Source organism: Methylobacterium sp. E-005, from assembly GCF_022829725.1.
Lineage (GTDB): Bacteria > Pseudomonadota > Alphaproteobacteria > Rhizobiales > Beijerinckiaceae > Methylobacterium.
Window position 1 is genome coordinate 105158 of the sequence record NZ_JAKSYG010000219.1, and the last position, 26190, is coordinate 131347.

Annotated in this window: 30 protein-coding genes and 1 tRNA gene; 24 read left to right on the forward strand and 7 right to left on the reverse strand. The window is 68.1% G+C overall.

The genetic code is table 11. The annotated features are described in order from the left end of the window. Nucleotides 1-44: 44 nt before the first annotated feature. The 6 genes from MKK88_RS26475 (at nucleotide 45) to MKK88_RS26500 (ending at nucleotide 5925) form a co-directional block, all read left to right on the forward strand. Complete coding sequence (locus MKK88_RS26475) at nucleotides 45-839, forward strand: thymidylate synthase (RefSeq protein WP_244005122.1); 795 nt, start codon at nucleotides 45-47, stop codon at nucleotides 837-839. Further along, nucleotides 836-1327 (forward strand): dihydrofolate reductase, encoded by a 492-nt coding sequence (locus MKK88_RS26480; protein WP_244005124.1) that lies wholly within the window; start codon nucleotides 836-838, stop codon nucleotides 1325-1327. Before MKK88_RS26475 ends, MKK88_RS26480 begins: the two co-directional genes overlap by 4 nt. 283 nt (nucleotides 1328-1610) lie before the next feature. Further along, nucleotides 1611-2792, forward strand: coding sequence for an FtsH protease activity modulator HflK (hflK, locus tag MKK88_RS26485; RefSeq protein ID WP_244005126.1), 1182 nt, complete (start codon nucleotides 1611-1613; stop codon nucleotides 2790-2792). Then, nucleotides 2789-3754, forward strand: coding sequence for a protease modulator HflC (gene hflC, locus MKK88_RS26490; protein ID WP_244005128.1), 966 nt, complete (start codon nucleotides 2789-2791; stop codon nucleotides 3752-3754). Before hflK ends, hflC begins: the two co-directional genes overlap by 4 nt. Before the next feature lie 109 nt (nucleotides 3755-3863). After that, on the forward strand, nucleotides 3864-5408 hold the full coding sequence (locus MKK88_RS26495; RefSeq protein WP_244005130.1) for a DegQ family serine endoprotease: 1545 nt from the start codon (nucleotides 3864-3866) through the stop codon (nucleotides 5406-5408). A gap of 142 nt (nucleotides 5409-5550) precedes the next feature. After that, a complete protein-coding gene (locus tag MKK88_RS26500; RefSeq protein ID WP_244005132.1) occupies nucleotides 5551-5925 on the forward strand; it encodes a hypothetical protein in 375 nt (124 codons plus the stop codon). Between the two features lie 4 nt (nucleotides 5926-5929). On the opposite strand, the gene serB is transcribed toward MKK88_RS26500, so the two are convergent. Further along, complete coding sequence (gene serB, locus MKK88_RS26505) at nucleotides 5930-6823, reverse strand: phosphoserine phosphatase SerB (protein ID WP_244005133.1); 894 nt, start codon at nucleotides 6821-6823, stop codon at nucleotides 5930-5932. A gap of 14 nt (nucleotides 6824-6837) precedes the next feature. On the opposite strand from serB, the gene miaA reads away from it, so the two are divergent. Continuing rightward, on the forward strand, nucleotides 6838-7752 hold the full coding sequence (gene miaA, locus MKK88_RS26510) for a tRNA (adenosine(37)-N6)-dimethylallyltransferase MiaA (RefSeq protein ID WP_244005135.1): 915 nt from the start codon (nucleotides 6838-6840) through the stop codon (nucleotides 7750-7752). Between the two features lie 228 nt (nucleotides 7753-7980). Here miaA and MKK88_RS26515 read toward each other — a convergent pair whose 3' ends face one another. The 3 genes from MKK88_RS26515 to MKK88_RS26525 are packed head-to-tail and all read right to left on the reverse strand — an operon-like array spanning nucleotide 7981 to nucleotide 10558. Continuing rightward, a complete protein-coding gene (locus tag MKK88_RS26515) occupies nucleotides 7981-8868 on the reverse strand; it encodes an NAD(P)-dependent oxidoreductase (RefSeq protein WP_279602552.1) in 888 nt (295 codons plus the stop codon). A gap of 12 nt (nucleotides 8869-8880) precedes the next feature. Continuing rightward, entirely contained in the window at nucleotides 8881-10371 is a 1491-nt protein-coding gene (mctP, locus tag MKK88_RS26520) for a monocarboxylate uptake permease MctP (RefSeq protein WP_244005139.1), read from the reverse strand. After that, complete coding sequence (locus MKK88_RS26525; RefSeq protein WP_244005141.1) at nucleotides 10361-10558, reverse strand: DUF3311 domain-containing protein; 198 nt, start codon at nucleotides 10556-10558, stop codon at nucleotides 10361-10363. The genes mctP and MKK88_RS26525 overlap by 11 nt, the downstream gene beginning before the upstream one ends. Before the next feature lie 216 nt (nucleotides 10559-10774). Between MKK88_RS26525 and MKK88_RS26530 the strand changes: the two genes are divergently transcribed. From MKK88_RS26530 to MKK88_RS26550, 5 genes are all read left to right on the forward strand, one after another. Continuing rightward, a complete protein-coding gene (locus MKK88_RS26530; RefSeq protein WP_244005143.1) occupies nucleotides 10775-12835 on the forward strand; it encodes a carbon starvation CstA family protein in 2061 nt (686 codons plus the stop codon). 4 nt (nucleotides 12836-12839) lie between these two features. Continuing rightward, nucleotides 12840-13058 carry a YbdD/YjiX family protein gene (locus MKK88_RS26535; RefSeq protein ID WP_244005145.1) on the forward strand — a complete coding sequence of 73 codons (219 nt, stop codon included), beginning with the start codon at nucleotides 12840-12842 and terminating at the stop codon, nucleotides 13056-13058. A gap of 88 nt (nucleotides 13059-13146) precedes the next feature. Continuing rightward, complete coding sequence (locus MKK88_RS26540; protein ID WP_244005209.1) at nucleotides 13147-13332, forward strand: DUF3606 domain-containing protein; 186 nt, start codon at nucleotides 13147-13149, stop codon at nucleotides 13330-13332. Between the two features lie 83 nt (nucleotides 13333-13415). Next, a complete protein-coding gene (locus MKK88_RS26545; protein WP_244005147.1) occupies nucleotides 13416-13850 on the forward strand; it encodes a tellurite resistance TerB family protein in 435 nt (144 codons plus the stop codon). Nucleotides 13851-14151: 301 nt separating this feature from the next. After that, nucleotides 14152-17424 carry an efflux RND transporter permease subunit gene (locus MKK88_RS26550; protein ID WP_244005149.1) on the forward strand — a complete coding sequence of 1091 codons (3273 nt, stop codon included), beginning with the start codon at nucleotides 14152-14154 and terminating at the stop codon, nucleotides 17422-17424. A 134-nt stretch (nucleotides 17425-17558) separates the two neighbouring features. Here MKK88_RS26550 and cynS read toward each other — a convergent pair whose 3' ends face one another. Continuing rightward, a complete protein-coding gene (cynS, locus tag MKK88_RS26555; protein ID WP_244005151.1) occupies nucleotides 17559-18047 on the reverse strand; it encodes a cyanase in 489 nt (162 codons plus the stop codon). A gap of 190 nt (nucleotides 18048-18237) precedes the next feature. Between cynS and tsaE the strand changes: the two genes are divergently transcribed. From tsaE to MKK88_RS26575, 4 genes are all read left to right on the forward strand, one after another. After that, on the forward strand, nucleotides 18238-19854 hold the full coding sequence (tsaE, locus tag MKK88_RS26560) for a tRNA (adenosine(37)-N6)-threonylcarbamoyltransferase complex ATPase subunit type 1 TsaE (protein ID WP_244005153.1): 1617 nt from the start codon (nucleotides 18238-18240) through the stop codon (nucleotides 19852-19854). Between the two features lie 18 nt (nucleotides 19855-19872). After that, nucleotides 19873-20625: a nucleotidyltransferase family protein gene (locus MKK88_RS26565; RefSeq protein WP_244005155.1), complete on the forward strand. Its 753-nt coding sequence runs from the start codon at nucleotides 19873-19875 to the stop codon at nucleotides 20623-20625. A gap of 113 nt (nucleotides 20626-20738) precedes the next feature. After that, nucleotides 20739-20815: transfer RNA gene (locus MKK88_RS26570), tRNA-Arg, on the forward strand. Nucleotides 20816-20961: 146 nt separating this feature from the next. Continuing rightward, nucleotides 20962-21126 carry a hypothetical protein gene (locus MKK88_RS26575; RefSeq protein WP_244005214.1) on the forward strand — a complete coding sequence of 55 codons (165 nt, stop codon included), beginning with the start codon at nucleotides 20962-20964 and terminating at the stop codon, nucleotides 21124-21126. Nucleotides 21127-21509: 383 nt separating this feature from the next. Here the strand turns inward: MKK88_RS26575 and MKK88_RS26580 are convergent, their stop codons facing one another. Then, a complete protein-coding gene (locus MKK88_RS26580; RefSeq protein ID WP_244005157.1) occupies nucleotides 21510-22040 on the reverse strand; it encodes a hypothetical protein in 531 nt (176 codons plus the stop codon). Between the two features lie 249 nt (nucleotides 22041-22289). Here MKK88_RS26580 and MKK88_RS26585 point away from each other — a divergent pair, with 249 nt between their 5' ends. The 3 genes from MKK88_RS26585 (at nucleotide 22290) to MKK88_RS26595 (ending at nucleotide 23480) form a co-directional block, all read left to right on the forward strand. After that, nucleotides 22290-22448 (forward strand): toxin-antitoxin system HicB family antitoxin, encoded by a 159-nt coding sequence (locus MKK88_RS26585; protein ID WP_244005159.1) that lies wholly within the window; start codon nucleotides 22290-22292, stop codon nucleotides 22446-22448. A 332-nt stretch (nucleotides 22449-22780) separates the two neighbouring features. Further along, nucleotides 22781-23014: a hypothetical protein gene (locus MKK88_RS26590; protein ID WP_244005161.1), complete on the forward strand. Its 234-nt coding sequence runs from the start codon at nucleotides 22781-22783 to the stop codon at nucleotides 23012-23014. A gap of 178 nt (nucleotides 23015-23192) precedes the next feature. Next, nucleotides 23193-23480: a hypothetical protein gene (locus tag MKK88_RS26595; RefSeq protein ID WP_244005163.1), complete on the forward strand. Its 288-nt coding sequence runs from the start codon at nucleotides 23193-23195 to the stop codon at nucleotides 23478-23480. A 58-nt stretch (nucleotides 23481-23538) separates the two neighbouring features. On the opposite strand, the gene MKK88_RS26600 is transcribed toward MKK88_RS26595, so the two are convergent. Then, nucleotides 23539-23901, reverse strand: coding sequence for a CsbD family protein (locus MKK88_RS26600; RefSeq protein ID WP_244005164.1), 363 nt, complete (start codon nucleotides 23899-23901; stop codon nucleotides 23539-23541). A 164-nt stretch (nucleotides 23902-24065) separates the two neighbouring features. On the opposite strand from MKK88_RS26600, the gene MKK88_RS26605 reads away from it, so the two are divergent. The 5 genes from MKK88_RS26605 (at nucleotide 24066) to MKK88_RS26625 (ending at nucleotide 26072) form a co-directional block, all read left to right on the forward strand. After that, nucleotides 24066-24509, forward strand: a complete 444-nt coding sequence (locus MKK88_RS26605) for a hypothetical protein (protein WP_244005167.1) — start codon at nucleotides 24066-24068, stop codon at nucleotides 24507-24509. Nucleotides 24510-24518: 9 nt separating this feature from the next. After that, a complete protein-coding gene (locus MKK88_RS26610) occupies nucleotides 24519-24914 on the forward strand; it encodes a phage holin family protein (protein WP_244005169.1) in 396 nt (131 codons plus the stop codon). Continuing rightward, entirely contained in the window at nucleotides 24911-25330 is a 420-nt protein-coding gene (locus tag MKK88_RS26615; protein ID WP_244005171.1) for a DUF3618 domain-containing protein, read from the forward strand. Before MKK88_RS26610 ends, MKK88_RS26615 begins: the two co-directional genes overlap by 4 nt. 197 nt (nucleotides 25331-25527) lie before the next feature. Beyond that, the gene (locus tag MKK88_RS26620) at nucleotides 25528-25725 is read left to right on the forward strand and encodes a hypothetical protein (RefSeq protein WP_244005173.1); all 198 of its coding nucleotides are present in this window, start codon (nucleotides 25528-25530) and stop codon (nucleotides 25723-25725) included. A gap of 74 nt (nucleotides 25726-25799) precedes the next feature. Then, entirely contained in the window at nucleotides 25800-26072 is a 273-nt protein-coding gene (locus tag MKK88_RS26625) for a hypothetical protein (RefSeq protein WP_244005175.1), read from the forward strand. Nucleotides 26073-26190: the final 118 nt, after the last annotated feature.

Sequence of the window (26190 nt, forward strand, 5' to 3'; positions counted from 1 at the left end):
GTGGCGCGCTTGCCCGACGCCCCGACGACGCGCAGGAATGGCGGATGGACGCTTATCACGACCTGCTCCGGCGCATCCTCGATGCGGGCGCCGCCAAGGAGGACCGGACCGGCACCGGCACGCTCTCGGTGTTCGGCCACCAGATGCGCTTCGACCTGTCGGCGGGCTTCCCCCTGGTCACCACGAAGCGCCTGCACCTGCGCTCGATCATCCACGAGCTGCTCTGGTTCCTGGCCGGCGACACCAACGTGGCCGCGCTGAGGGCCAACGGCGTGACGATCTGGGACGAGTGGGCCGATGAACACGGTGACCTCGGGCCCGTCTACGGCAAGCAATGGCGCTCCTGGCAGAAGCCCGACGGCGGCACGGTCGACCAGATCGCCTGGGTGCTCGACGAGATCCGGCGCAACCCGGATTCCCGCCGCCTGATCGTGTCGGCCTGGAACCCGGCCGACCTCGACAAGATGGCGCTCGCCCCCTGCCACTGCCTGTTCCAGTTCTACGTGAGCGAGGGGCGGCTCTCCTGCCAGCTCTACCAGCGCTCGGCCGATGCCTTCCTGGGTGTGCCGTTCAACATCGCGAGCTACGCGCTCCTGACCCACATGATCGCGCAGGTGACCGGCCTCGGGGTCGGCGATTTCGTCCACACCTTCGGCGACGCGCATCTGTACCGGAACCACCTGGAGCAGACCCGGACCCTCTTGAGCCGGACGCCGCGCCCGCTGCCGCAACTGCGGCTCAATCCCGCGGTCCGCGACCTCTTCGCCTTCCGGTACGAGGATATCGCCATCGAGACTTACGACCCGCATCCCGCCATCGCGGCACCGGTGGCGGTATGAGGCCGATCGTCTCCCTGGTGGCGGCCGTCGCCCGCAACGGCGTGATCGGCCGCGACAACGGCCTCGCGTGGCACCTGTCCAGCGACCTCAAGCGGTTCAAGGCGCTCACCATGGGCAAGCCGATGCTGATGGGCCGCCGGACCTGGGACTCGATCGGCCGGCCACTGCCGGGTCGCCGAACGCTGGTCCTGACCCGCGACCGCGCCTTTCGGGCCGAGGGTGCCGAGACCGTTCACGACTGGGACGCCGCGCTGTCGGCCGCCGCCGGCACGGAGCTGATGGTGGTGGGCGGTGCCGAGATCTACGCCCTCGCGCTTCCGCAGGCCGATCGCCTGTACCTCACCGAGGTCGATTCCGAGCCGGAGGGCGATGTGCGATTCCCGACCTTCGACCGGGCCCAGTTCTGCGAGACGTTGCGCGAGGCGCATCCGGCTGGTCCGCGCGACGAGTACGCTTTCGCGTTCGTGGATTGTGAACGCGTGCGCTGAGGCGCGCCGCCGCATTTGCCTTTGGGCCCCCGCATGCCCACCTGCCAGCCTTGACAGCACGGGGCATGCGCCCGCAGGTGCCTGTCGGGTGCGCGTGTTCACGTCGGGCTTGCGCATTCTTCGGGAAGATGCGCCCGGGCAAGTGTTTAGCTCTCCATACAGGCCGGATCGCACGGCGATCGGACCGGAGGGGCGGGACTAGGCGGGCGAGCGTGGCCGTTCAGGCAAGGGGCGCCGGCTGGCAAGTCGGTCAGGTGCGGACAGGCGGGAGACGACGGCTAGGATGCCTTGGAGCAATCAGAGCGGCGGCGGAGGTCCCTGGGGCCGGCCCGGCGGTAACGGCGGTGGCGGCGGCGGCCCGTGGGGCAACGGCGGCAAGACGCCGCCGAATCTCGAGGATCTGCTCCGGCGCGGGCAGGACCGGCTGCGTGGCCTGATTCCGGGCGGCGGCGGCACCGGCGGCTATGGCGGAGGCGGCTCCACCGGTCTCGGCGGCGGCCGCAGCGCGGCGGTGATCGCGGCGCTCGCGGTCGCGGTCTGGCTCGCCACCGGCTTCTACACCGTCTACCCGCGGCAGGTCGGCATCGAGACGATCTTCGGCCGCTATGTCGGCACGAAGGGCGAGGGCCTGCGCTACAACTTCCCCTATCCGATCGGCGGGGTGGTGAAGCCGGATGTCGGCTCCCAGAACTCGATCCAGATCGGCTTTCGCTCCGGTCCCGGCGGCCAGGGCCGCACCCGCGACGTGCCGGACGAGAGCTTGATGCTCACCGGCGACGAGAACATCGTCGATCTCGATTTCGAGGTGCAGTGGCGGGTCAACCCGCTGAAGGCCTCCGACTTCGTCTTCAACCTCCAGAACCCGGAGGGCACCATCAAGGCGATCTCCGAGAGCGCGATGCGCGAGGTGATCGGCCGCCGCAACATCCAGGCGATCCTCACCAACGAGCAGTCGAGCATCGCCCAGGAGGTGAAGGAGATGGTCCAGAAGGCGCTGGACGAGTACGGCGCGGGCGTCCGCATCGAGGTGGTACAGCTCGTGGCGGTGAACCCGCCGCCGGAGGTGCGTCCCGCCTTCATCGACGTGAACGCCGCCCAGCAGGACGCCGACACGGCGCAGAACGAGGCCAAGACCTACGCGAGCCGCGAGGTGCCGCAGGCCCGCGGTAAGGCGTCCCAGATCGTCCAGCAGGCCGAGGCCTACAGGACCAAGGCGACCGCCGACGCCACCGGCCAGGCGGCGCGGTTCAGCGAGGTCTACGCCTCCTACAAGGCCGCCCCGGCGATCAGCCGTGAGCGGATCTTCCTGGAGACGATGGAGAAGGTCCTGGGCTCCGTGAACAAGGTGATCATCGACCAGAACGGGACGCAGCCCGGCACCGCGACGGCGGCCGGCGTGCTGCCGGTCCTGCCGCTCTCGGAGTTCGGCGCCCGCGCCCAGACCCAGACGGGGGCCGGCCGATGAAACAGGCTCTCCGCACCGGCCTGATCGCGGTCGCCGCGATCGTCGCGATCGGGCTCTACGCCTCGATCTTCACCGTCGGCCAGATGCAGCAAGCGCTGGTCCTGCAGTTCGGCCGGGTCCGCGCCGTCCTCAACGCCACCGGCGAGGACAAGCCCGGCCTCTACTTCAAGATCCCGTTCATGGAGAACGTGGTCATCTTCGACAAGCGCGTGCTCGACCTCGACCTGCCGGTCCAGACCGTGCTGACCGCCGACCGGCAGAACCTGGAGGTCGATGCCTTCGCCCGCTACCGGATCCTCGATCCGCTGCGCTTCTATCAGGCGGTGGGCAATGTCGGGCTGGCCAACCAGCGGCTGGCGAGCTTCACCAATTCCGGCCTGCGCAACGTGCTGGCCCGCTCGACCCGCGACGCGATCGTCAAGACCGAGCGCGGCGAGCTGATGCACCAGATCCAGGAGGACGTGAACCGGCAGGCCAAGTTCCTGGGCATCGAGATCGTGGATCTGCGCATGACCCGCGTCGATCTGCCCGCGCAGAACTCGGCCGCGGTCTACAAGCGGATGAAGACCGAGCGCGAGCGCGAGGCCGCCGACATCCGCGCCAACGGCGATCAGATCGCCGCCACGATCCGCGCCAAGGCCGATCGCGAGGTGACGGTCATCCTCGCCGAGGCGACGCAGAAATCCGAGCAGCTGCGCGGCCAGGGCGACGCCGACAAGAACCGCATCCTCGCCGAGGCGTTCAGCGCGGACGCGGATTTCTTCAGCTTCTACCGGTCGATGCAGGCCTACGAGGTCGGGCTGAAGGGATCGGACACGCGCTTGGTGATCAGCCCGAACACGGACTTCTTCCGCTACTTCAGCGACCCGCAGGGCCGGGCCGCTGCCGCTGCGGTGCGTCCCCCGCGCGGGGCCGCCGATCCGAGCGCGACCACCGGTTCCACCGCCGGCGCCGCACGCTGAGCGTGTTGGCGCCCCGGCCCCCGGGGACTACCTTGTGCGACAACACGTGGACCCTGATCGTCGGTCAGGGATCCGCGGAGCCGGAAACGCGGTCTTGAAGAGGTCGATCATGCATTCCGTCGCGCGCGCCCCCGAGGCGCCCTTCGGCCGCGCCAAGGCGCAGCCCCTCTCGCGTGCCCGCAGCCTGATGGCGGCGATCCTGGTCGGGGCCTCGGTGGCGACCGCGGCGCTGCCGGTCCCGGCCTTCGCAAAGGGGCCGGCCTCGCTTGCCGACCTCGCCGATCAGGTGACGGACGCGGTGGTGAACATCTCGGCCTCCACCACGGTCGAGGCCCGGGGCAGCCGCGCTGGGCCGCAGGTGCCCCCGGGCACCCCGTTCGAGGATCTGTTCGAGGAATTCTTCAACCGCCGCGGCGGCCGGGGCGGTGGCGGTGGCGGCGGCGACGGCGAGGCGCCGCGGGCCCAGCGCAAGTCGAACTCGTTGGGCTCCGGCTTCATCATCGATGCGGCTGGCCTCGTCGTGACCAACAACCACGTCATCGGCGATGCCAACGACATTCAGGTGATCCTGCACGACGGCACCAAGCTGAAGGCCGAGATTGTCGGCAAGGATTCGAAGATCGACCTTGCTGTGCTGCGGGTGAAGCCCCCGGCCGATCATCCGCTCAAGGCGGTGCCGTTCGGCAATTCCGACAAGATGCGGCCGGGCGACTGGGTGATCGCCATCGGCAACCCGTTCGGCCTCGGCGGCTCGGTCTCGGCCGGCATCGTCTCGGCCCGGGGCCGGAACATCGAGTCCGGACCCTACGACAACTACATCCAGACCGACGCGGCCATCAACAAGGGCAATTCGGGCGGCCCGCTGTTCAACATGGATGGCGAAGTGATCGGCATCAACACGGCGATCCTGTCGCCGACCGGCGGCTCGGTCGGCATCGGCTTCGCAGTGCCGTCCGACACGGCGAAGCCGGTGATCGACCAGCTGCGCGATTTCGGCGAGGTTCGCCGCGGCTGGCTCGGCGTGCGCATCCAGAACGTCGACGACGCCACCGCCGAGGCGCTCAACCTCAAGGGTGGGCCGCGGGGGGCTCTGGTCGCGGGCGTCGACGAGAAGGGGCCGGCCAAGACCGCCGGGATCGAGGTTGGCGACGTGATCCTGAAGTTCAACGGCGCGCCCGTGAAGGCGTCCGGCGACCTGCCGCGGATCGTGGCCTCCACCCCGGTGGGCCAGAAGGTCGACGTGGTCGTCATGCGCAAGGGCGAGGAGGTGACGAAGCCCGTCACCCTCGGGCGCCTGGAGGACAGCGACAAGCCGCAGCTCGCCAACCTGCGCCAGCCGGAGCCCGAGAGCGCGACCCGTCAGGCGCTCGGCCTCAACCTGTCGGGCATGACCGACGATCTGCGCAAGAAGTACTCCATCAAGGACACCGTGAAGGGCGTGGTCGTCACCCGCGTCGACCCGAACTCGACGGCGGCCGACAAGCGGATCCAGCCCGGCGAGGTGATCGTCGAGGTCGGCCAGGAGGCGGTGAACACGCCGGCCGACGTGACCAAGCGGATCGATGCCCTGAAGAAGGACGGGCGCAAGTCGGTCCTGCTGCTGGTGGCCAGTGCGACGGGCGACGTGCGGTTCGTGGCCCTCGGGCTGGACTGAGCGGCATCGTCGGACGAAAGATCCCAGGCCGCCGCTTCGCGCGGAGCGGCGGCCTCTGCATTCGGGAAGCTCGCATTGCCGTGGTGCTGCGGGACGGCACACTGGTGCAGCGAGTCGGGTCGGCTCGGACGATCCTGAAGCCATGACAGCCGTTGCCTTCGATACATTGAAGTTCGCCCGCGCCCTGCGCGATAAGGCGAAGCTGTCCCCCGAGCAGGCGGAGGGCTTGGCTGACGCACTCGTGGACGTCTTCGATGGAAACATCGCCACGAAAGCCGACATCCGCGATGTGCAGACCGACATCCAAGTCGTTCGAAACGATATCGAGGCCCTGAAAATCCAGACCCGTGCCGATATTGAGGCGCTGCGGCTGGAAACGAAGGCCGACATCGAGGCCGTCAAGGGCGCGATCGCCTCCGCCAAAGTCGAGACGGTGCGCTGGCTCGCCGGGGCAATCGGCTTTCAGACGCTGGCGGTGCTGGGCACCGTGGTGGCCCTGACCCGGACCATCCACTGAGCGCTCATCCTACGAACTCCGCCGCCGCGTAGCCCTGGAGGTAGAGGAGTGCGGTGAGGTCGCCGTGCTCGACCCGGACCTGCGCCGCAGCGGCCACCGCGGGTTTGGCCCGGAACGCCACGCCGAGGCCGGCCTCCGCCAGCATGTCGAGGTCGTTGGCGCCGTCGCCCACCGCCAGCGTGTCCGCGGGGTTGAGGCCGAGCGCGCCGCGAAGTTCGATCAGCGTGGCGCGCTTCTCGGCCTTGCCGACGATCGGATCCGCGACGGTACCGGTCAGCCGGCCGTCCGCCACGCCCAGCACGTTGGACCGGTGCTCGTGGAAGCCGATCATCGCGGCGATCGGGCCGGTGAACAGGGTGAAGCCCCCTGAGACGAGGCAGGTCTGAGCGCCACGCGCGCGCATCGTCCGCACCAGCGTGGAACCGCCCGGTGTAAGGCTCAACCGCTCAGCGATCAGCCCGTCGATTGCTCCAATCGGAATGTCCTTCAGCAGCGCCACGCGCTCGCGCAAAGCCGGCTCGAAGGCGATCTCGCCCCGCATCGCGCGCTCGGTGATCGCCGCGACATGATCCTTGAGGCCGAGCGTCCCGGCGAGCTCGTCGATGCATTCCTGCTCGATCATGGTGGAGTCCATGTCGGCCAGGAACAGACGCTTGCGCCGATGCGCGTCGGCGGGGAGCACGGCGAGGTCGATCGGCTCGCCGGCGAGCGCCGTCCGGAGCGTGTCCGTGAGGGAAGCCGCGGCGGCGGGCTCGCCCGGGACCAGCAGCTCGGCCGCGACCTCCCCGTGCAGGATCCGGGGCTGGTGCTCCGTCCGCAGCACGGCGCGGGTCTCGGCCAGCACCGCGTCGGTGATGGACGGCCGATCCGGGTTTGCTATCAGGACCGCGACCAGCATCGTGGAGGTTCGCCTTGCCAGACCGAGAGGCCGGGGGGCGCCCGGCGGCGATCCTCATCGCAGGGCCCACCGCGTCGGGCAAGTCGGCGCTCGCCGCCCGGCTGGCGCAGCAGCGTGGCGGCGTGGTCATCAACACCGATTCCATGCAGGTCTACGCCGATCTGCGCTGCCTCACCGCCCGTCCCGATTCGGACGAGGAGGCCCGGGTCCCCCATCGGTTCTACGGCCATGTCGACGGGGCCGTGAACTATTCCGTTGGGCACTTCTCGCGGGATGCGGCGGCGCTGCTCCAGAGCCTGGATGGACGGTTACCGGTTTTCGTCGGCGGCACCGGCCTGTATTTCCGGGCGCTCGAGCAGGGCTTTTCGGAGCTGCCGCCCGTACCCGAGGCGGTGCGGGCGCAGGTCCGGGACGCGGCAGAGGGGCGCCCGACCGAGGCGCTGCACGCCGACCTCGCCCGGCACGATTCCGAGGGGGCAGCCCGGCTGCGCCCGAGCGACCGGATGCGGGTGATGCGCGCCCTGGAGATCTTTTTCGCCACGGGTCGCCCGATCGCCAGCTTCTACGGCGATCCGGTGCCCGGCCCGCTGGCCGGGCGGCATCTCCAAAAGATCTTCCTGGCGCCCGACCGCACGCTCCTGCGCGCCCGCATCGACGCCCGGTTCCGGACCATGATCGCGGAAGGCGCGCTGGAGGAGGTCGCCCGCCTGCGGTCGCGCAGGCTCGATCCGATGCTGCCGGTGATGCGCGCCCACGGCGTGCCGGGTTTGATCGCCCATCTCGACGGGGCGATGAGCCTTGAGGATGCGATCATCCGGGGGCAGGCGGATACGCGCGCCTATGCCAAGCGGCAGTTCACGTGGTTCCGCCACCAGATGGGGGAGAACTGGCGGTGGATGGATCCGGAGGTGGCCGCGGCTGAGCTGTGAGCCTAGCGCCTTCCTCCCGCGCCGCTCTGCGGGGGAGGGTGGCCCCTGCGTCAGCAGGGGTTGGGAGACGGGAACCCGGGTTCCGGAGAAGGCGCGACTTTCATGAGGGGCAGAGCCTCGTTCTGCACCGTGGCTCCCCCCTCCCGACCCGCTTCGCGGGCCGCCCTCTCCCGCAGAGGGGCGAGGGCGACGCCGCGGGGGCCGTTTCGCAACGCGCGAAAAGAGCGCTCAGCGCTCCAGCCGCGCCACCAGGCTCGACGTGTCCCAGCGGTTGCCGCCCATGGCCTGCACCTCGGCGTAGAACTGGTCGACGAGGGCTGAAACAGGGAGCTTCGCGCCGTTGCGACGGGCCTCGTCGAGCAGGATGCCCAGGTCCTTGCGCATCCAGTCGACCGCGAAGCCGAAATCGAACTTGCCCTGGTTCATGGTCTTGCCGCGGTTCTCCATCTGCCAGGAGCCGGCGGCGCCTTTGGAGATCACGTCGAGCACCGCCTCCACGTCGAGGCCGGCCCGCTTGGCGAAGTGGACGCCCTCCGACAGGCCCTGGACCAGCCCGGCGATGCAGATCTGGTTAACCATCTTGGTGAGCTGGCCGGACCCCGCCGGGCCCATCAGCCGGCAGGCCCGGGCGAAGGATCCGATCGCGCCCTCGACCTTGGCGTAGGTCGCCGCGTCGCCGCCGCACATCACGGTGAGCACGCCGTTCTCGGCGCCGGCCTGGCCGCCCGAGACGGGGGCATCGATGAACCCGACGCCCTTCGCGTCGGCGGCGGCGGCGAGTTCCCGGGCAACCTCGGCCGAGGCCGTGGTGTGGTCCACAAAGATCGCGCCGGCCTTCATGCCGGCGAGCGCCCCGTCCTCGCCCAGCACGACGCTGCGCAGATCGTCGTCGTTGCCGACGCAGGCGAACACGATCTCGGCGCCCTCGACGGCCTGCCGGGGTGTGGGCGCGAAGGCGCCGCCATAGGTCTTCACCCAGGCTTCCGCCTTCGGTGTGGTCCGGTTGTAGACCGTGACGTCGTGGCCCCCCTTCTTGGCGAGGTGGCCCGCCATCGGGCCGCCCATCACGCCGAGGCCCAGGAATGCGACCTTCGCCATTGTGCTCTCCTCAAACAGGGTTCCGGGGGCTCAGCGCCCCGCCGCGACGGCCGTCTTCCGACCGCCCAGGCTCAGCGCCGCGTTCACCACCACGGCCACGACGATGTTCACGGCGAGCGCCAGGAGCCCGGTATAGAGCGTGAGCTTCGTGTCGCCGAAGGTCAGGCTGTGCAGGGGCTTCAGGCCATCCGACCACGCGATGGCGCTGCCGGCGACGAATCCCACCGCCCAGCCCGCCAGCAGGGCCGGCGCGCGGAACCACGAGACGTAGAGGCCGAAGACCAGGGCCGGCAGGGTCTGCAGGATCCACAGGCCGCCGAGCAATTGCAGATCGAGGGCGAACTGCGTCGGCAGGACCAGGATCGCCACCAGGGCGCCGATCTTGACCAGCATCGAGGTGATCTTCGCGACCTGCGCCTCGCCGGACGGGGTGACGTTCGGGTTGACGTAGGCCTTCCAGACGTTGCGCGAGAACAGGTTGGCGGCGCCGATCGACATCACCGCCGCCGGAACCAGGGCGCCGATGGCGATCGCCGCGAAGGCGAAGCCCGCGAACCAGCCCGGGAACAGGGTCTTGAACAGGGCCGGCACGACGTCGTTGTTGCTCGTCACCTTCAGGCCGGCCGCATGGCCCATGTAGCCCAGCATGGCGAGCAGCCCGAGGAGCAGCGTGTAGGCCGGCAGCAGCACCGCGTTCTTGCGGATCGTGTTGCCGCCCGAGGAGGCGAAGATGCCGGTCAGCGTGTGCGGGTACATGAAGGCCGCCAGCGCCGAGCCGAGCGCGAGCGACGCGTAGGGCAGGATCTGCGCCGGGCTGAGCAGGATGCCGCCCGAGCCCTTGGCCTTGAAGGCGGCATCGGCCGCGTCGAACACCGCGCCGTAGCCCCCGAGCTTCGAGGGCACGATCGCCACCGCCACCAGCACCACGATGTAGATCATGATGTCCTTGACGAAGGCGATCAGCGCCGGCGCCCGCAGGCCCGACGAGTAGGTGTAGAAGGCCAGCACCAGGAAGGCGACGATCAACGGGAGTTCGCCGTGCAGTCCCAGGGCCTTGATGGCCACCTCCATGCCGATGAGCTGGAGCGCGATGTACGGCATGGTGGCGATCACGCCGGTGACGGCGACCGCAAGTTCCAGCGCCCGCGAGCCGTAGGTGCCGTACACGACGTCGCCCGCCGTGACGTAGCCCTTGTCCTTGGCGGCCTGCCACAGGACCGGCATCACCGCGAAGACGAACGGGTAGACGATGATCGTGTAGGGCAGGGCGAAGAACCCGTAGGCGCCGACCGCGTAGACCAGAGCCGGCACCGCGATGACCGTGTAGGCGGTGTAGAAGTCGCCCCCGATCAGGAACCACGTGATCCAGGTGCCGAACTTGCGCCCGCCGAGGCCCCACTCGTCGAGATGGGCGAGCGTCTCGGGCCGGCGCCAGCGCGCGGCCACGAAGCCCATCACGGTCACCAGCAGGAAGAAGAAGACGAAGACCGACAGCGCCGGAATGTCGAGATCAGCGGTCATCGCGCACGGCCCGGTAGACGATGTAGAGGATCAGCGAGGTCAGCGGCACCCAGGCCAGCTGGTACCAGTAGAAGAACGGGAAGCCGAACAGCACCGGATCGTGCTGGTTGTAGAACGGCACCCAGAGCAGCCCCAGGAAGGGGAGCAGGAGCAGCCACATCAGCGGCGAGCGGCGTCGGGATTCCATCGGTCCGGCCCGGATGAGTAAGACAGGTCCGCCACGAATGTCCGTTGTTACACGGAGCGTTCATCGTGCGGTCTGAAGCGCTGCATCACAGTTCGGATCGCTTGCGTCAACGGCAGACGGATAGGATAAACCAGTCCTGTCGCACGGGATCCACGAATCCCGGCCGGAGGCTCGGGGGAGCCGTCCGAGCTCAAGGCGATACTCTGGGAGGGAACGATGGGTACGGCGCTCGGCAGGCATGGGCCATGGGCCCTGGTGGGCGCGCTCGGCGCCGCGGCTTTGGCGATCGTGGCGAGCCAACGGGGCGAGACGATCAACGCCCTCTGGATCGTGGTCGCGGCCGTCTGCGTCTACCTGATTGCCTACCGCTATTACGCGAAATTCATCGCCGACAAGGTGATGCGCCTCGACCCGAAACGCGTGACGCCGGCCGTGCGCCACAATGATGGGCTCGACTACGTGCCAACCAACCGGGGCGTGCTGTTCGGCCACCATTTCGCGGCGATCGCGGGCGCGGGGCCGCTGGTCGGCCCGGTGCTGGCCGCCCAGATGGGCTACCTGCCGGGCATGCTCTGGATCCTGGCCGGCGTGGTTCTCGCCGGCGCCGTGCAGGACTTCATGGTCCTGTTCGTGTCGATGCGCCGGGACGGCCGCTCCCTCGGCGAGCTGATCCGGGCCGAGCTCGGCACGATTCCCGGCATCATCGCCCTGTTCGGCACCTTCCTGATCATGGTGATCCTGCTCGCCGTGTTGGCGCTGATCGTCGTCAAGGCGCTGGCCGAGAGCCCCTGGGGCACCTTCACGGTGATGTCGACGATCCCGATCGCCATGCTGATGGGCGTCTATTCCCGGTACATCCGCCCCGGAAAGATCGGCGAGGTCTCGGTCCTCGGCTTCGTCCTGCTGATGCTGGCGATCATGGCCGGCGGCTCGGTGGCGGCGAGCCCGGTCTGGGGCCCGGCCTTCACCTTCACCGGCCCGCAGCTCTGCTGGATGCTGATCGGCTACGGCTTCGTCGCTTCGATCCTGCCGGTCTGGCTGCTGCTCGCCCCGCGCGACTACCTGTCGACCTTCCTCAAGATCGGCACGATCGTGGGCCTCGCCCTCGGCATCGCCGTCGTCGCCCCGCACATGCAGATGCCGGCGATGACCAAGTTCGTGGACGGCACCGGCCCGGTCTGGGCCGGCAGCCTGTTCCCGTTCCTGTTCATCACCATTGCCTGCGGCGCGGTCTCGGGTTTCCACGCGCTGATCTCGTCGGGCACCACGCCGAAGCTGATCGCCAGCGAGGCCGATGCCCGCTTCATCGGCTACGGCGGCATGCTGATGGAATCCTTCGTGGCGATCATGGCCCTGGTCTCGGCCTGCGTGATCGACCCGGGCGTCTACTTCACCATGAACTCGCCGGCGGCCCTCATCGGCACGACCCCCGAGACCGCGGCCGCCGCCGTGACCAAGCTCGGCTTCGCCACGACGCCCGAGGTGATCACCCAGACCGCCGCCGATGTCGGCGAGCGCACCATCATCTCCCGGGCCGGCGGCGCGCCGACGCTCGCGGTCGGCATGGCCCACATCATCTCGTCGGCCATCGGCGGCAAGGCGATGATGGCCTTCTGGTACCACTTCGCGATCCTGTTCGAGGCCCTGTTCATTCTCACCGCCGTGGATGCGGGGACGCGGGCCTGCCGGTTCATGGTGCAGGATCTCGTCGCGCTGGCGATCCCGTCGTTCAAGAACACCACGTCGTGGGGGCCGAGCATCGCGGCGACCGCCATCTCGGTGGGGGCCTGGGGCTACTTCCTCTACCAGGGGGTGACCGACCCGCTCGGCGGCATTAACACCCTGTGGCCCCTCTTCGGCATCTCGAACCAGATGCTGGCCGCGGTGGCGCTGACGCTCTGCACGGTGGTGATCTTCAAGATGAAGCGCGAGCGCTACGCCTTCGTGACCATCGTCCCGACCGCGTGGCTCTGCCTGTGCACCCTCACGGCGGGCTGGCAGAAGATCTTCTCCGCCGACCCGAAGATCGGGTTCCTGGCCCATGCCGAGCGCTACGCGGGGGCCGCCGCCGAGGGCAAGATCCTGGCACCCGCCAAGAACGCCGACCAGATGAGCCAGATCATCCTCAACGACCGGATCGACGCGGTGCTGGCGGCCCTGTTCATCGGCCTCGTCATCGCCATCGCGGGCTTCGGCATCGCGGCCTGCCTGAAGGCGTGGCGGGCGGATCGCTGGACCGCGCTGGAGACCGAGCCGCGCCTGGTCGCGGCGGAGTAGGGCGATGCAGCCGACGAACCTGCGGGACCGCCTCCGGACGCTGTCCAAATGCGTCTGCGACGGCGCCCGGCTGATGGTGGGGCAGGGGGATTACGCGGCCTATGCCGAGCACATCCGCCGCACCCATCCCGACCGGGCGCCGATGACCGAGGTGGAGTTCTTCCGCAATCGCGAGAACGCCCGCTTCGGCGTGGGCAATACCTCGGGTTTCCGCTGCTGCTGATCCGGACCCGATCGGCCCCGGCCGGCGTTTGTCACGCCGGGGGCCATCAGCCCTCGCGAGACGCGGAGGACCGATGGCCGACGACAGCATGCAGGATCCCACCGAGCCCAGGGCCGTGAACGTCGCCCATGCCTGGGAGCGGGCCTACTGGGCGCGCCGGTTTATGGTGCCGGTGGAGCAGGTCGAGGCCGCGGTGGCGGAGGTCGGCGACGATCCGGCCCGCGTGGCGGCCCATCTCGGAAGGGACTGGCCGGGGCACGAACCCGCCACCTGAGGCCGGCATCCCCGGGGCAAGCGCGGCTGCATCTTGACTCGGCGGCCACAATATCCGCCACTTCCGGCTGGACGGGAGTCGGTATGAGCATTTTCCAGGACGCCATCCTTCGGTTCGGCCGCACGATCATGTCGTATGCGGGCGATGCCGTCTTCCTGCAGGCCGCGGTCTCGTCGGCCGCCAACGTCATCGTGGCGGATGGCGACGTGGCCGAGGAGGAGATCGAATCGGCGATCAGCGGGATCCGCGCCAACCCGATCCTCGAGAAATCCTACGACACCCTGCGGGTCGAGCAGGAGCTCTACGAGGCGATCTCCCGGGCCAAGACCCGGGCCGGCCGGCTGGAGAACCTCCGCCTCGTCGGCGCCATCGCGGAGCGGCCGATCGAGCAGCGGCAGGACGTGTTCCTGATCGGCGCCGACGTGGCGGATATCGACGGTATCAGCGCGGTCGAGCACAAGGCGCTCGATGAGATCGCCGGGGCGCTGGAGGTCGACAAGTCCGCCCTGCTGCGCTGATCCGGCGGCAACCAACCCAGGCGGATCGGAGCGCCCGCGCTGCGATCCCTGTGATCCGCGCCTGATTCTGTGCGGCCGGGGTCGCGGCGTCCACGAAGTCGGCTGCTCGACGCCGCGCGCACCCGCAGCGCACGATGAGGCCGCCGGCGCGTCGGCGCGCTGTCAGGCCCGCGCGGCCGCCCTGCGGCGACGCGGCCCGCACCTTGCGTGCGCCAGACGTGATAGCGAAACAGTCCGGGTGTAACGGCTCGCTGGTACACAACGCGGAGTTGCCGGTCCCGCGCCGGCCGGCGGAGACCGCATGGGCCTCGTCCTCTACGCGCTCAAGTTCCGGATCACGACCTACGTGCTCGCGGTGCTGATGATGTTCGGCGGCCTCGGCGCGATCATCGTCATGCCGAAGGACGTGCTGCCGGTCGTCGACATCCCGGTGGTCGTGGTGGTCTGGACCTATACCGGCCTGTCCGCGCCGGAGATGGAACAGCGCATCACGACGTATGCCGAGTACGGCATCTCCAACAACGTCAACAACATCCGCCGCGCGGAATCGACGACGCTCCAGGGCACGGCGGTGCAGCGGATCTACTTCGATCCTTCCGTGAGCCTCGATCTCGCGATCGCCCAGGTGGTCTCCTCGACCAACTCGATCCGCGCCGTGATGCCCCCCGGCACGCAGCCGCCGGTGATCGTGCGGTACTCCGCCTCGTCGGTGCCGGTGATCCAGCTCGCCCTGACCTCGGCGAAGCAGAGCCTCAACGAGGTCTACGACTACGCCCAGTACCGGATCCGTCAGACCCTCGCGCAGGTGCCGGGCTCGACCCTGCCGTCGCCCTTCGGCGGGGCGCCCCGGCAGATCATGGTCGATCTCGACCTCAACGCCCTCCAGGCCCTCGGCCTGACGCCGCTCGACGTCACCAACGCCATGACGGCCCAGAACCTCACGGTGCCGTCCGGCCTCGCCAAGATCGGCGAGCAGCAATACCCGGTGCAGCTCAACGCCACCCCGCCCTCGATCGAGACCCTCAATCTCGCCCCGATCAAGGTGGTGGCCGGCCAGCCCGTGCTGATGCGCGACGTCGCCTATGTCCGCGACGGCGGCCCGCCGCAGGTCAACGTGGTGAGCGCCGACGGCCAGCAGGCCGTGCTGATGCAGATCATCAAGAACGGCGCCGCCTCGACGCTGAACGTCGTCAACAACGTCAAGGCGGCGATGCCGACGATCCGCGCGGCGGCGCCCGAGGGATTGTCGATCACGCAGTTGTTCGACCAGTCGGTCTTCGTCTCGAACGCCATCGAGGGCGTGCTGCACGAGGCGCTCACCGCGGCGGCCCTGACCGGCCTTGCCATCCTGCTGTTCCTCGGCTCCTGGCGCTCGACGATCATCGTGCTGATCTCGATCCCGCTCTGCGTGATGACCTCGCTCGCCGTGCTGGCGACGCTCGGCGAGACCATCAACGTGATGACGCTGGGCGGCTTGGCGCTCGCGGTCGGCATCCTGGTGGACGACGCCACGGTGGCGATCGAGAACACCTACCGGCTGTTCGAGGAGGGCGAGGAGTTCCGCGAGAGCGTGGTCCACGGCGCCGCCGGCATCGCGAAGCCCGCGCTGATCTCGACGCTCGCGATCTGCGCCGCCTTCACGGCGGTGTTCGCGCTCACGGACACGCCAAAGTACCTGTTCACCCCGCAGGCGCTCGCGGTCGTGTTCGCGATGCTGACCTCCTACCTGCTGTCGCGCACCCTGGTGCCGCTGCTGATCGACGTGATCGTGGCGCCGGAATACCGGCAGAAGCACGCGAAGGACCGGGACCAGCAGGAGCCGCCCCGCCGCAGTCGGATCGCCCGCGCCGTGGGCGTCGTCGGGGCGCCGGTCATGCGGCTTTCCGGCTGGATTCACGGACATTTCGAGCGCGGCTTCACGCGCTTCCACCGGGGCTATGTCGGCCTGCTGCACGCGGTTTTGCGCCACCGGATCGTCACGCTCGGCGTCGTCGGATTCGTGCTCGGGATGACCGGCGTCCTGTTCGTCTTCGTCGGGCAGGATTACTTCCCGCAGATCGAGGCGAGCCAGATGACCATGCATCTGCGCACCCGCACCGGCATGCGCATCGAGACCACACGGCAGGTCTTCGCCGAGGTCGAGGACACGGTCCGCGCGATCATCCCGCCGGACGAAGTCGACCAGATCCTCCAGAATATCGGTCTGCCGTCGAACAACTACAATTTCGCGTTCTCGGACGGGTCGTTCGTCTCCTATAACGACGGCCAGATGCTGATCAGCCTTAAGGAAAACCACGGCTCGGTGGCGGGTTACACCAAGCGCCTGCGGGACGTGCTGATGAAGCGCTTCCCCGATGTGACCGTGTATTTTCAGCCCGCCGACATGATCACCCAGATCCTGAATTTCGGCGTCATCACGCCGATCGACGTGCAGGTTTCCGGCCGGCACAAGGAGAAGGATCTGGAGGTCGCCCAGCGCATCGTTCAGCGGCTGAAGCACACCAAGGGCCTCGTCGACGTCCATCTGCAGCAGATCGTCAACGAGCCGCAATTCTACGTCGACGTCGACCGGCGCCTCGCCTCGGAGCTCGGGCTCACCGAGCAGCAGGTGGCGCAGAACATGAACATCTCGCTGTCGGGCAGCTATCAGGTCACGCCGAACTTCTGGCCAGACCCCAAGACCGGCATCCCCTACCAGCTCTGGGTGCAGACGCCCGAATACCGCAACAGCTCGCTCAATGACCTGCGCAACACGCCGATGTTCGTGCGCGCGGCCGCGACCTCGGGCTCGGGACCCGGCGTGCTGACCCTGCTCTCCAGCCTTGCCGACCTGCGCCGGGTGCCGACGCAGACCATGATCAGCCACGTCAACATCCAGCCGACCTTCGACATCTACGCCGCGGTGCAGGACCGCGATCTCGGGTCCGTGGCCCGCGACATCGACGCGATCGTGCAGGACGAGCAGAAGAACCTGGAGGCGCCCGACAAGATCGCGGTGCGCGGCCAGATCGAGAACATGCGCTCGGCCTTCTTCCGCCTGGAGATCGGCCTCGGCATCGCGCTGATCGCCGTCTATCTGCTGATGGCGGTCAACTATCAGAGCTGGGGCGATCCCTTCGTGGTGATCGCCGCCCTGCCGATGGCCTTCTGCGGCATCACCTTCGCGCTGTTCATCACGGGGACCGCCTTCTCGATCCCGTCCATCTTCGGAGCGATCATGTCGGTGGGCATCGCCTCGGCGAACTCGATCCTGCTCGTGACCTTCGCCAAGGAGCATCGGGAGGCGACGGGCTGCAGCGCCCTGGAGGCCGCGATCACTGCGGGCGAGACCCGGCTACGCCCGGTGCTGATGACCGCCTCGGCGATGTTTCTGGGGCTGATCCCGATGGCGCTCGGCACCGGCGAGGGCGGCGAGCAGAATGCGGCGCTGGCCCGCGCCGTGATGGGCGGCATCGCCTTCGCGACGCCGGCGACGCTGCTGCTGGTGCCGTTCCTCTATGTGCTGATGCGGGGCGGCCCGGCGCAGCCGGTGCAGGATTACCTGGAGCCGGAGGGGCAGCCGGCGGCGGCCTGACGATCAGACGCGCGGATCTCTCCTCCCCCTTGCGGGGAGGAGCTGGAGGTGGGGTGGTGCAGAAGGCACCGGGGCGCCTCTTTCCGAACCACCCCCACCCCTGACCCCTCCCCGCCAGGGGGAGGGGAAAAGGATCAGCCCTCCTTGAAGCCGTATTCCGGCGTGGCGTCGTCGTTGCCGTAATACTTGTACGGCAAAAACTTGCCCGACATGGTGAGCTTCACCCGGTCGCCCTTGTTGTTGGCCTCCCGGGCCATTTCCATGTTGAAGTCGATCGCCGACATGATGCCGTCGCCGAACTCCTCCTGGATCAGCTCCTTGAAGGTCGTGCCGTAGACCATCACCAGCTCGTAGAACCGGTAGATCAGCGGGTCGGTGGGCGGCATCGACGGGATCGAGCCGCGGTAGGGCGCCTCGTTCAGCATCCGCTCCTCGGCCGCGGTGAGCCCGAACAGCTCGGCCGCGCGCTTCGCCTGGGCCTTCGGCAGCTTCATCTGGCCCATGCAGGCCGCGGTGATCAGGAACGGCGACAGGCCGCCGATTTCATCGTGAATGTGCTTCCAGCTCCAGCCCTTCTCGCGCTTGATGTCGAGCAGCTTCTCGGTGAGGTCTTCACGCTTCATCGTTTCCTCCTTGCCTGGTCATTCAGCCGGACCGGCGGTGCGGCCGCCCCTCGGCAAGCCGTATGCCAAGTGCGGCGCCGGGACGGTAATCGGCGGTCTCGGCCCGCGAGCGTGCTTTCGATGCACCGGATGGGCGGGAAGCGCACAACCGCGGCCGGAAACTCTTGCATCCGGAGCGTGTTTTCGGACCATGCGTCTTCGGGTCTCGGAGGCGGCTTTGGGCGGAGACGATCGGGACGGGCATGGAACCGGCGGGCCGGCGGGCGCATCCGCGCTGGCGGCGCCGTGGGAATTCGTATTGCCGGAGGAGCCCGCCACCGAGGATCTCGGCCTGTTCCTGTCGGAGTTCCTGCTCCCGGGGGATGTCGTGGCGCTGTCCGGGGGCCTGGGCGGTGGCAAGACCACGCTGGCGCGGGCGATCATCCGGGAACTCACCGGCGATCCGCGCCTGGAGGTACCGAGCCCGACCTTCACGCTGATCCAGCCCTACACGGCCCGGGACGGGCGGCCGATCATCCACGCCGATCTCTACCGCCTGCGCGACGCCGACGAGCTGGTGGAGCTCGGCTTCGACGAGATGGCTGAGGATGCCGTCACCCTGGTCGAGTGGCCCGACCGGATGCCGCCCCGGGATGGCCCGGTGCTCACCATCGACCTGTCCCTGCGGGCGGAGTTCGGCCCCGGGGCGCGGCTCGCCCGGATCGATGGATCCGGCGGCATGCGCGCCCGACTCGACCGGGCTCGGGCGGTGCGCCGCCTCCTCGACCGTAGCGGCTGGGATATCGCCGAGCGCGTGCTGATGCAGGGGGACGCCTCCTCCCGCGCCTACGAGCGCCTGACCAAGCCCGACGGGACCAGCGCGGTGCTGATGATCGCCCCGCCCCGGCCGGACGGGCCGCCGGTGCGCGACGGCAAGCCCTACAGCGCGATCGTGCATCTGGCCGAGAGCGTCCACGCCTTCGTGGCCCTCGACCGGGGCCTGCGGGCGCTCGGCTTCTCGGCGCCCAAGATCTACGGCGAGGACCTCGCCGAGGGCCTGCTGATCCTGGAGGATCTCGGCAGCGAGCCGGTGATCGAGGCCGGCGCCCCGCGGCCCGAGCGCTACGCCGAGACGGTGCGGCTGCTCGCCAAGCTCCACGCCACCCCGCTGCCCGCGACCCTGCCGGTGGCGGAGGGGATCGACCACGTCCTGCCCACCTACGACACGCAGGCGTTGCTGTTCGAGGCGGAGCTGATGCCCGAGTGGTACGCCCCCGCGATCCGCGACGTTACCCTGTCGGCTGAGGCGCGTACGCAGTTCGTGGACCTGTGGCGGGCGGCGCTCCAGGGCGCGATCCCCGAGCGGCCGACCTGGACTTTGCGCGACTACCATTCCCCCAACCTGATCTGGCTGCCCGAGCGGGACGGGCTGGAGCGGGTCGGGGTGATCGACTTCCAGGACGCCGTGATGGGGCACCCGGCCTACGACGTCGCTTCGCTGCTGCAGGATGCCCGGGTCGATGCCAGCGCCGAGTTCGAGCTGCGGCTGCTCGGCCTCTACGCGCGGGAGCGGCGCGGCCGGGATCCGGCCTTCGATGTCGGCGCCTTCGCGACCGCCTACGCGCTGCTCGCGGCGCAGCGGGCCACCAAGATCCTCGGCATCTTCGCGCGCCTCGACCGGCGCGACGGCAAGCCCGGCTATCTCGCGCATCTGCCGCGGATCGAGGGCTATCTCGCCCGCAACCTCGCCCATCCGGCGCTGGCCGGGCTGCGGGCGTGGCACGCCGAGCACCTGCCGGGCCTCGTCGCGCCGGCTCCCGAACCCTGACCATCGGATCCGTCCCGCATGAGCGAGCTTGAGCCAGCCGTCAGCCGCGCCTTCGTCCTGGCCGCGGGCCTGGGCAAGCGCATGCGGCCGGTGACCGCCACGGTGCCCAAACCCCTGGTGGAGGTGGCCGGCAAGGCGCTCCTCGACCACGCCCTCGACCGGGTCGCCGAGGCCGGAATCGGCACCGCGATCGTCAACGTCCATTACCTGCCCGACCTGATCGAGGGCCATCTCGCCCGCCGGGCCGAGCAATCGAACGCCGGGCCGGCCACGATCGTCTCGGACGAGCGCGGGGCGCTGCTGGAGACGGGCGGGGGCATCCGCAAGGCGCTGCCGCTCCTCGGGGACGCGCCCTTCGCGGTGCTGAACTCGGATTCGTTCTGGCTCGAAGGGCCGGCTTCCAACCTGCGCCGGCTGATCGAGACCTGGGATGCGCCGCGCATGGACGCCCTGCTCCTGGTGGCGCCCACCACCACCAGCCTCGGCTACGAGGGGGCGGGCGACTTCGTGATGGACGCGGACGGGCGCCTGGAGCGCCGCGGCGAGCGCGCGGTGGCGCCCTTCATCTACGCGGGTGTGGCGATCCTGGACCCGGCGCTGTTCGCCGACACGCCGGAGGGGGCCTTCTCGCTGAACCTCCTGTTCGACCGGGCGATTAGGTCCGGGCGGCTGTTCGGCATGCGCCTCGACGGCCAGTGGCTGCATGTCGGCACGCCGGAGGCGATCCGGGCCGCGGAGGAGCGGGTGAAGGCGAGCGCGCGGGCGCTGTAGCTCGGGAGCCGTAGACGTTGTGAAAGTCTTGCGACGCGGTGTCTTGCCAAGCCCGATTGGAGCCTCTAGAAGCCCCCTCACACCGGCGGGCCAAGACCCCGCCGCCGTGTCAGGCGCCCGTAGCTCAGCTGGATAGAGCACCAGACTACGAATCTGGGGGTCAGAGGTTCGAATCCTTTCGGGCGCGCCAACACTTAGCTAAGTTTCATGACATCGCTGAATGGGCTTGGGTAACGCTGCGGGTAACCGCGCAACCCATCGTCAGCTGGCGCCCGCACTGGATGCGCGAGCGGCCTTCTTCAGGCTATGCGCTCCTCTGGAACCGAGGAGGATGCGTTGGTCTACGTGCTCATCATCATATTGGCCGGGTCCGGAGCATCGGTTGGATCCGTCGAGTTCAACACCAAGGATGCGTGCCAAGCCGCAGCAAAGGCGATCGCCGACTCCAGTCGACCATTTGCCGGCGCCTCGGCGCTGACGGTGTGCGTGGCCAAAGGGTAGGCTCACACAGCATGCACAAGCGCGCTTTCGTGAAGGGCCCGGACATCGGCCAGCAATCTCGCCCAGACTGAATGGCTCGGTCAGTCGGACCACTGGCCTTCCACGCCCGTCCTTCGGGTGTGCCCCTCAGCTGCCAGGGCGGGCGTGGATGCACGGTTCTTGCAAATCGGTATCTGTCGGATTGGTCCCTCCGACCTCCACGCTCGCCCTGACAGCTCGCCCCCCTGAGCCAGACGGGCGGGCGTGGTTGCTTCTGAGGGGGCAATTCCCTCCGAGCACAGTTCAGACCCTAAGCCCTTGAAGCGATTGGGCTCAGGGGTGAGTCCTTCACGGACGATTCACGGGGGGGGCATGCCACTGGATGGCGGCGTCAGAACCGCCGACTAACGTGCCTCGAGGCCCGCCTCGTCCCCGAAACCCGTGAAAGCCGGCGGCAGCGCCGTGCCGGTGACCGCGAGGATGGCGCGCGAGGCCGCGGCTATCTTGTCCTCGTTCTCCCAAGGCTTGCCGACGAGCGCGCCCTCAACCTGAAAGGCCAGCGCGAGGCCGACCACGCCCAAGCCCGCCGGTGTGCTTGGAGCCGGTAAAGTCAGCACCTCGGCGATCAGGGCCCACATCGCGTTGTCGATGACGAGCCCGGCCTTGTAGGCCGAACTATCGGGATCCTCGACCTCGAACACCCAGCGCACCCTCATAGCGGCGGCATGGGCGGCGATCAGGCGATCTCGCAGCGCCACCTGCGGATCGGACGGCTTGCGGCACCTGCGGACTTCCAAGCGCTCGCGTAGCGCGACAGCGCGCTCAGCCAGGGCAGGCCGCGTGGTGGAACCGGCGGCATCGACCTCGGCGAAGTGCCGGTCCAGGCCATCCTCGATCGCAGCGACAGCAGCATCGGCGGGATCGGCCGGCCGCATGGTGCGAATGGCCTGTGTGACGGGGCCCGACTGCCCGCCGAGCCCCTGACCTAATAAGGGCTGAGGGCTGCGAGACGGAGGTAATAAGCGCGTGCGTGTGCTATGGGCGTGGGTAGTCATTGACGTAGCTCCAGTGCGTGGATGGTTAGGCTCGTCGCGGTGCTCCAACACCTCGGCGGGCCGCTTGCTGCTGCAAGCCGCTGTCTGTATAGTGTCTATACACGACCGGCGTCAAGACACTGTCTACACATGCAGCAGCGAAAAAAGACGGCGCAGGTCAATCTGCGCATCGACCCGGCCTTGAAGGAAGCGGCTGAGTTCGCTGCCAAAGAGGATCAGCGCTCGCTCACCTCCCTGGTCGAGAAGCTCCTCACCGAGCATCTGAAGGCGAAGGGCTATCTGAAGTGAGGCGCACGAAGCGCAGGCTCCCCGACAGCCTGACCCAGCACCTGTCTGACCCGAAGGTCGTAGCCCTCAAGCCGCGAGCTAAGAAGCGCAGTCCCTACCTTTTATCTGGATCCGCGCAGAAGATCGCCGTTTCCATCGTAACCCTCGTCATCATCGTGTTGGCTTGGGGCCACCTGCTGCACGCTTGGTAGGCGGTTGGCCGCATCGGCAAGATGGACGCATAGACGAGAGCTACGTGCCGCACCGCGAGGATCCTGAGGGCGCGAACTGACTTCCTTACCCGGCGTTGCGGTGGTGATGTCGCGTGGCGCGGCGTCCGCTCTGGAAGCCCGATGACCTACACCCTTCAACGCCTCGCCCCAGGCAGCTTCGATCTCGTCCTTGACGGCAAGGTTGTCGGTAGCCTCGTCCGAGACGTGTCCGAGGACGGTCGCGAGGGCGACTGGATGGCCGAGACCCTCCACGATAGCCCGCCGTTCCCACCGCCGTTCGAGAGCGCGAAGCACACATTCCCAACCCTGCTGGGGGCGGCGAAGTGGCTCGACGCGACGGTGCCTGATCTCTGATCTGAGCCGGCCGCCAGCGTCATCTTCATCATTGAGAACGGCGGCGGGGCTGGGATCCGGTTCCGGGAGCGGAAGGGGTAGAGCTTGCCTCACCGAACGCGTGGGGTTGCCGTGCGGGTCTATCGGAACAACAAGCGGTGAGGACCCTTCTGTTCAGGCATAAGAACCTGGAGGAAGCATGTCCAAGATCCTGAATATCGCCACCGCCACCGCGATGCTATCGATGTCGGCGAGCCTCGCTGTCGCTGCGCCCTGCAATGTCGGCACGACGACGAATGCCGCAACGGGGAAGGATACCAGCTCGAACGTCGATGGTGGTTCGACCGCCAAGGTGAGCCCCGGAGCCAAGGCCGAGTCCCCGGGTACGGTCGGTGCGATGAACAACACCGGCGCGGCCATGAAGGATGATGGCTCGAAGAAGGCTCCCGAAGGTCAGCCCGTGAAGCCTGGCGCCGATAACTGCTGAAGCGACACGATCGGCCGGGCAGCCATATCATTACGGCTCGCCCGGTCTCCCGCATCTGCTATCGACGGCCGTGAATGACCAACGCTAGCAGGTAACCGATCGCGCCGGCCAAGATGGCGAGCCCTAGCGGCGACTCCTGCACGTGGGGCCGAAGTGCCTCATTGCCGCGCTGGTACACCCTTTGCGCATCCGGGTAGCGCTCGCGAGCCCGATCGAACGTTTCGCCGGCAAACTCTCGCGCCTGATCGGCGGCATCGCTGAGTGTCTCCTTCGCCTGCCCATACAGGTTCTGCGCCGAGCCCTTCACCTCGGTCGCCTTCCCTTCAACCTGCGTCCGCTTATCCCCAGTCAGTTGACCAGCTGCGCCTTTGACCTTGCCGCCGAGTTCCTTCGCGGTCCCGGTGATCTGATTTTCGTCCATGGCTTTTCCTCCTCAGCGGTCGTGCTGACTGGATCCCATCGCGCCATCAACGCGTGAACGACCCCAAATGACTCCGTGCTGGATTCAGTAGCCGCATCGGCACGGCGGAACGGTATCAGGAGCCTACGGTTTCCCTGATCTAGAATGGCTTACGGGGAAGCTCGATGCCGAATGGTGCTCAGGGCCGTAGATCGAGCGCTACCGACCCGGAGCTTGGTGCAGCTCAAGGCTTCGCCGACACGCTGCGCAATCAGACGCTAAACTACGTCGAGAAGCGCAAGGCTGACGCGGCGCGACTGGTCTCGGATGTCGGCGACGTCATCCGCGACACCGGCACCAACTTCGACGGTCTGCCGCAGCTGAAGGAACTCTTCGATCAGGCCGCGCTCGGGGTCGACGAGCTAGCCAATGGGATTGCGCGCCGCTCCTTCGGTGAGATGTACGATGAGGTGGATGCGGCGGTCCGCCGGCGCCCCGCACTGGCGGCCGCGGCGGCTGTCCTCGCAGGCTTCGCGCTTTTCCGTACCCTAAACCTTCAGAAAGCCCGGCCAATCCCGCGCTCACATGCCGTGGTTCCAGTCGACGTTCTTTCGACCCTGGACCCGTAGGAGAGCGGCATGGCTGAGCCAGGATTGCGCAGTATCCCGACCCTCGTCGGCGAGGCGGTCCGTGAACTGCGAGATCTTGTCGGCGGCGAGATCGCGCTATTCCGCACCGAGATGGCACAGGGTGTCCATCGCATATCGCTCGGCCTCGGCTTGTTGCTCGTGGCGGCCGTGTTCGCCATCACAGGCTTGTTCACGCTGCTCCTAGCGCTGGTGAAGGGTATCGCCGTCCTGGTACAGTCGGATGCGCTAGCGGCCCTGATCGTGGGCGGCGTCTTCCTCCTGCTCGCGATCGGTCTCGGACTGTACGGGCGCAGCAAGACGTCGCTTGCCACGCTGGAACCGACCCGGACTAGGCGGCAGGTCAAGCAGGACGCGCAGGTTCTCACGGAGCGGATGGACACATGAGCGACTCGCCGGACAAGCTGGAGCAGGACGTCGAGGCGAGCCGCGGGCGGCTGGACCGGACGCTGGCCGATCTGCAGGCCCGGTTGAACCAGCCGGGGATCCCGCGCGACTTTGCCGATCTGCGCCGTTCAGGGCAGGCTGCGAGCGAGACCGTCGAGCGCTTCGTCCAAGATGTGCGGGTCAACCCTGTGCCGGCGCTGCTGATCGCGGCTGGGTTTGGCTTGCTCGTCTATGAGGCGTTCCGGACGGCCGCGGAGCGTCGGCGACTGGCGGTCGTGTCAGCAGGAACGGCTGTGGCAACGGCGGACCGCCACCTTGCTGAGAACCATCCCAACCGGATGCACGAGCGGCTCGACGATGCACTGGAGGAGAGCTTCCCCGGCAGCGATCCGGTCTCGGTGCGGATCACCAAATAGGTTGCCCCTCGCCGAGCACCTGAAGGTGAAGGGCTTCATGAGATGAGCCTCGGCCGGACCGCGACCGTAATAGGCGTCGCGGTCGTAGCTGTGGCTGGCTTGCAGCTTCTCACCGACGAAGGTGTTGAGTACGCTCCCCTGGTCGTTCTTGGGGCGGGCCTTCTCGCGTGCGTGCTCGTTGCGCTATTGAACAGGGCATGACCGATCCCGAGTCAGACGACCTGTTCCGCGCTCGGCTCCTGCGCGTCGTTGCTGATTACGAGCGGCATCTCGTGAGGGTAGCGTATGGTCCGTTCCTTGATCGCATAGGCCGGAAGTACGATCGCTTCAGGACTGGAGTGCCACTGAAGGGGCTTGACGGCTTTAAGGACGGCAACACCGGGGGGGAGGTCTGACACATCCCCACCTCATGGGCGAGATCTAGGAGGCCGGCAGTCGAAGCTGGTCCGATGCGCTCTACATCGTCCGCATGCCTACGCTCGGCCTCACACTTCCGCTTCGCATCTGCATCCTCGATGACGCGGCCTGCGTCGAGGACGCCAAAGGCCGGCGCACCGGTTTCGTCGCCTGGTCAGATGGGGGCGGTGACGCCGGCGATGAGCCGTTCACGCGGGCCGAAGCCATCGAGCAGGTTCGCCTTATCGCAAGCGCCTGGGCCGCCGCTTTGGCCAGCGCCAGCCTCGATACCGGCCCGGCTCCCGAGGCTGGCGCTGCCGCCGCTGAGCCGTCGCCGCAGAATTGAAGGCGCCCTCGAAGCCGCCGGCGTCATATTCATCTAGAAGAACGGCGAGGAGCCGGGGGTGCGGCTGAGGAATAATAGTAGCGGTCATCGTAAATCGTAATCGACGTTCTATTTCGCT

Excerpts from the sequence above, each read along its gene's own strand:
- MKK88_RS26525 (WP_244005141.1), bottom strand. The coding sequence starts at position 10,558 with ATGGAATCCCGACGCCGCTCGCCGCTGATGTGGCTGCTCCTGCTCCCC.
- MKK88_RS26545 (WP_244005147.1), top strand. The coding sequence starts at position 13,416 with ATGAGCATTTTCCAGGACGCCATCCTTCGGTTCGGCCGCACGATCATG.
- MKK88_RS26615 (WP_244005171.1), top strand. The coding sequence starts at position 24,911 with ATGAGCGACTCGCCGGACAAGCTGGAGCAGGACGTCGAGGCGAGCCGC.
- MKK88_RS26610 (WP_244005169.1), top strand. The coding sequence starts at position 24,519 with ATGGCTGAGCCAGGATTGCGCAGTATCCCGACCCTCGTCGGCGAGGCG.
- tsaE (WP_244005153.1), top strand. The coding sequence starts at position 18,238 with ATGCGTCTTCGGGTCTCGGAGGCGGCTTTGGGCGGAGACGATCGGGAC.
- MKK88_RS26535 (WP_244005145.1), top strand. The coding sequence starts at position 12,840 with ATGCAGCCGACGAACCTGCGGGACCGCCTCCGGACGCTGTCCAAATGC.
- MKK88_RS26590 (WP_244005161.1), top strand. The coding sequence starts at position 22,781 with ATGACCTACACCCTTCAACGCCTCGCCCCAGGCAGCTTCGATCTCGTC.
- MKK88_RS26480 (WP_244005124.1), top strand. The coding sequence starts at position 836 with ATGAGGCCGATCGTCTCCCTGGTGGCGGCCGTCGCCCGCAACGGCGTG.
- MKK88_RS26530 (WP_244005143.1), top strand. The coding sequence starts at position 10,775 with ATGGGTACGGCGCTCGGCAGGCATGGGCCATGGGCCCTGGTGGGCGCG.
- serB (WP_244005133.1), bottom strand. The coding sequence starts at position 6,823 with ATGCTGGTCGCGGTCCTGATAGCAAACCCGGATCGGCCGTCCATCACC.
- MKK88_RS26605 (WP_244005167.1), top strand. The coding sequence starts at position 24,066 with ATGCCGAATGGTGCTCAGGGCCGTAGATCGAGCGCTACCGACCCGGAG.
- MKK88_RS26540 (WP_244005209.1), top strand. The coding sequence starts at position 13,147 with ATGCAGGATCCCACCGAGCCCAGGGCCGTGAACGTCGCCCATGCCTGG.
- MKK88_RS26500 (WP_244005132.1), top strand. The coding sequence starts at position 5,551 with ATGACAGCCGTTGCCTTCGATACATTGAAGTTCGCCCGCGCCCTGCGC.
- MKK88_RS26550 (WP_244005149.1), top strand. The coding sequence starts at position 14,152 with ATGGGCCTCGTCCTCTACGCGCTCAAGTTCCGGATCACGACCTACGTG.
- hflK (WP_244005126.1), top strand. The coding sequence starts at position 1,611 with ATGCCTTGGAGCAATCAGAGCGGCGGCGGAGGTCCCTGGGGCCGGCCC.
- mctP (WP_244005139.1), bottom strand. The coding sequence starts at position 10,371 with ATGACCGCTGATCTCGACATTCCGGCGCTGTCGGTCTTCGTCTTCTTC.
- MKK88_RS26585 (WP_244005159.1), top strand. The coding sequence starts at position 22,290 with ATGCAGCAGCGAAAAAAGACGGCGCAGGTCAATCTGCGCATCGACCCG.
- MKK88_RS26620 (WP_244005173.1), top strand. The coding sequence starts at position 25,528 with ATGACCGATCCCGAGTCAGACGACCTGTTCCGCGCTCGGCTCCTGCGC.
- MKK88_RS26595 (WP_244005163.1), top strand. The coding sequence starts at position 23,193 with ATGTCCAAGATCCTGAATATCGCCACCGCCACCGCGATGCTATCGATG.
- MKK88_RS26565 (WP_244005155.1), top strand. The coding sequence starts at position 19,873 with ATGAGCGAGCTTGAGCCAGCCGTCAGCCGCGCCTTCGTCCTGGCCGCG.
- MKK88_RS26625 (WP_244005175.1), top strand. The coding sequence starts at position 25,800 with ATGCCTACGCTCGGCCTCACACTTCCGCTTCGCATCTGCATCCTCGAT.
- MKK88_RS26580 (WP_244005157.1), bottom strand. The coding sequence starts at position 22,040 with ATGCGGCCGGCCGATCCCGCCGATGCTGCTGTCGCTGCGATCGAGGAT.
- MKK88_RS26495 (WP_244005130.1), top strand. The coding sequence starts at position 3,864 with ATGCATTCCGTCGCGCGCGCCCCCGAGGCGCCCTTCGGCCGCGCCAAG.
- MKK88_RS26475 (WP_244005122.1), top strand. The coding sequence starts at position 45 with ATGGACGCTTATCACGACCTGCTCCGGCGCATCCTCGATGCGGGCGCC.
- cynS (WP_244005151.1), bottom strand. The coding sequence starts at position 18,047 with ATGAAGCGTGAAGACCTCACCGAGAAGCTGCTCGACATCAAGCGCGAG.
- MKK88_RS26600 (WP_244005164.1), bottom strand. The coding sequence starts at position 23,901 with ATGGACGAAAATCAGATCACCGGGACCGCGAAGGAACTCGGCGGCAAG.
- hflC (WP_244005128.1), top strand. The coding sequence starts at position 2,789 with ATGAAACAGGCTCTCCGCACCGGCCTGATCGCGGTCGCCGCGATCGTC.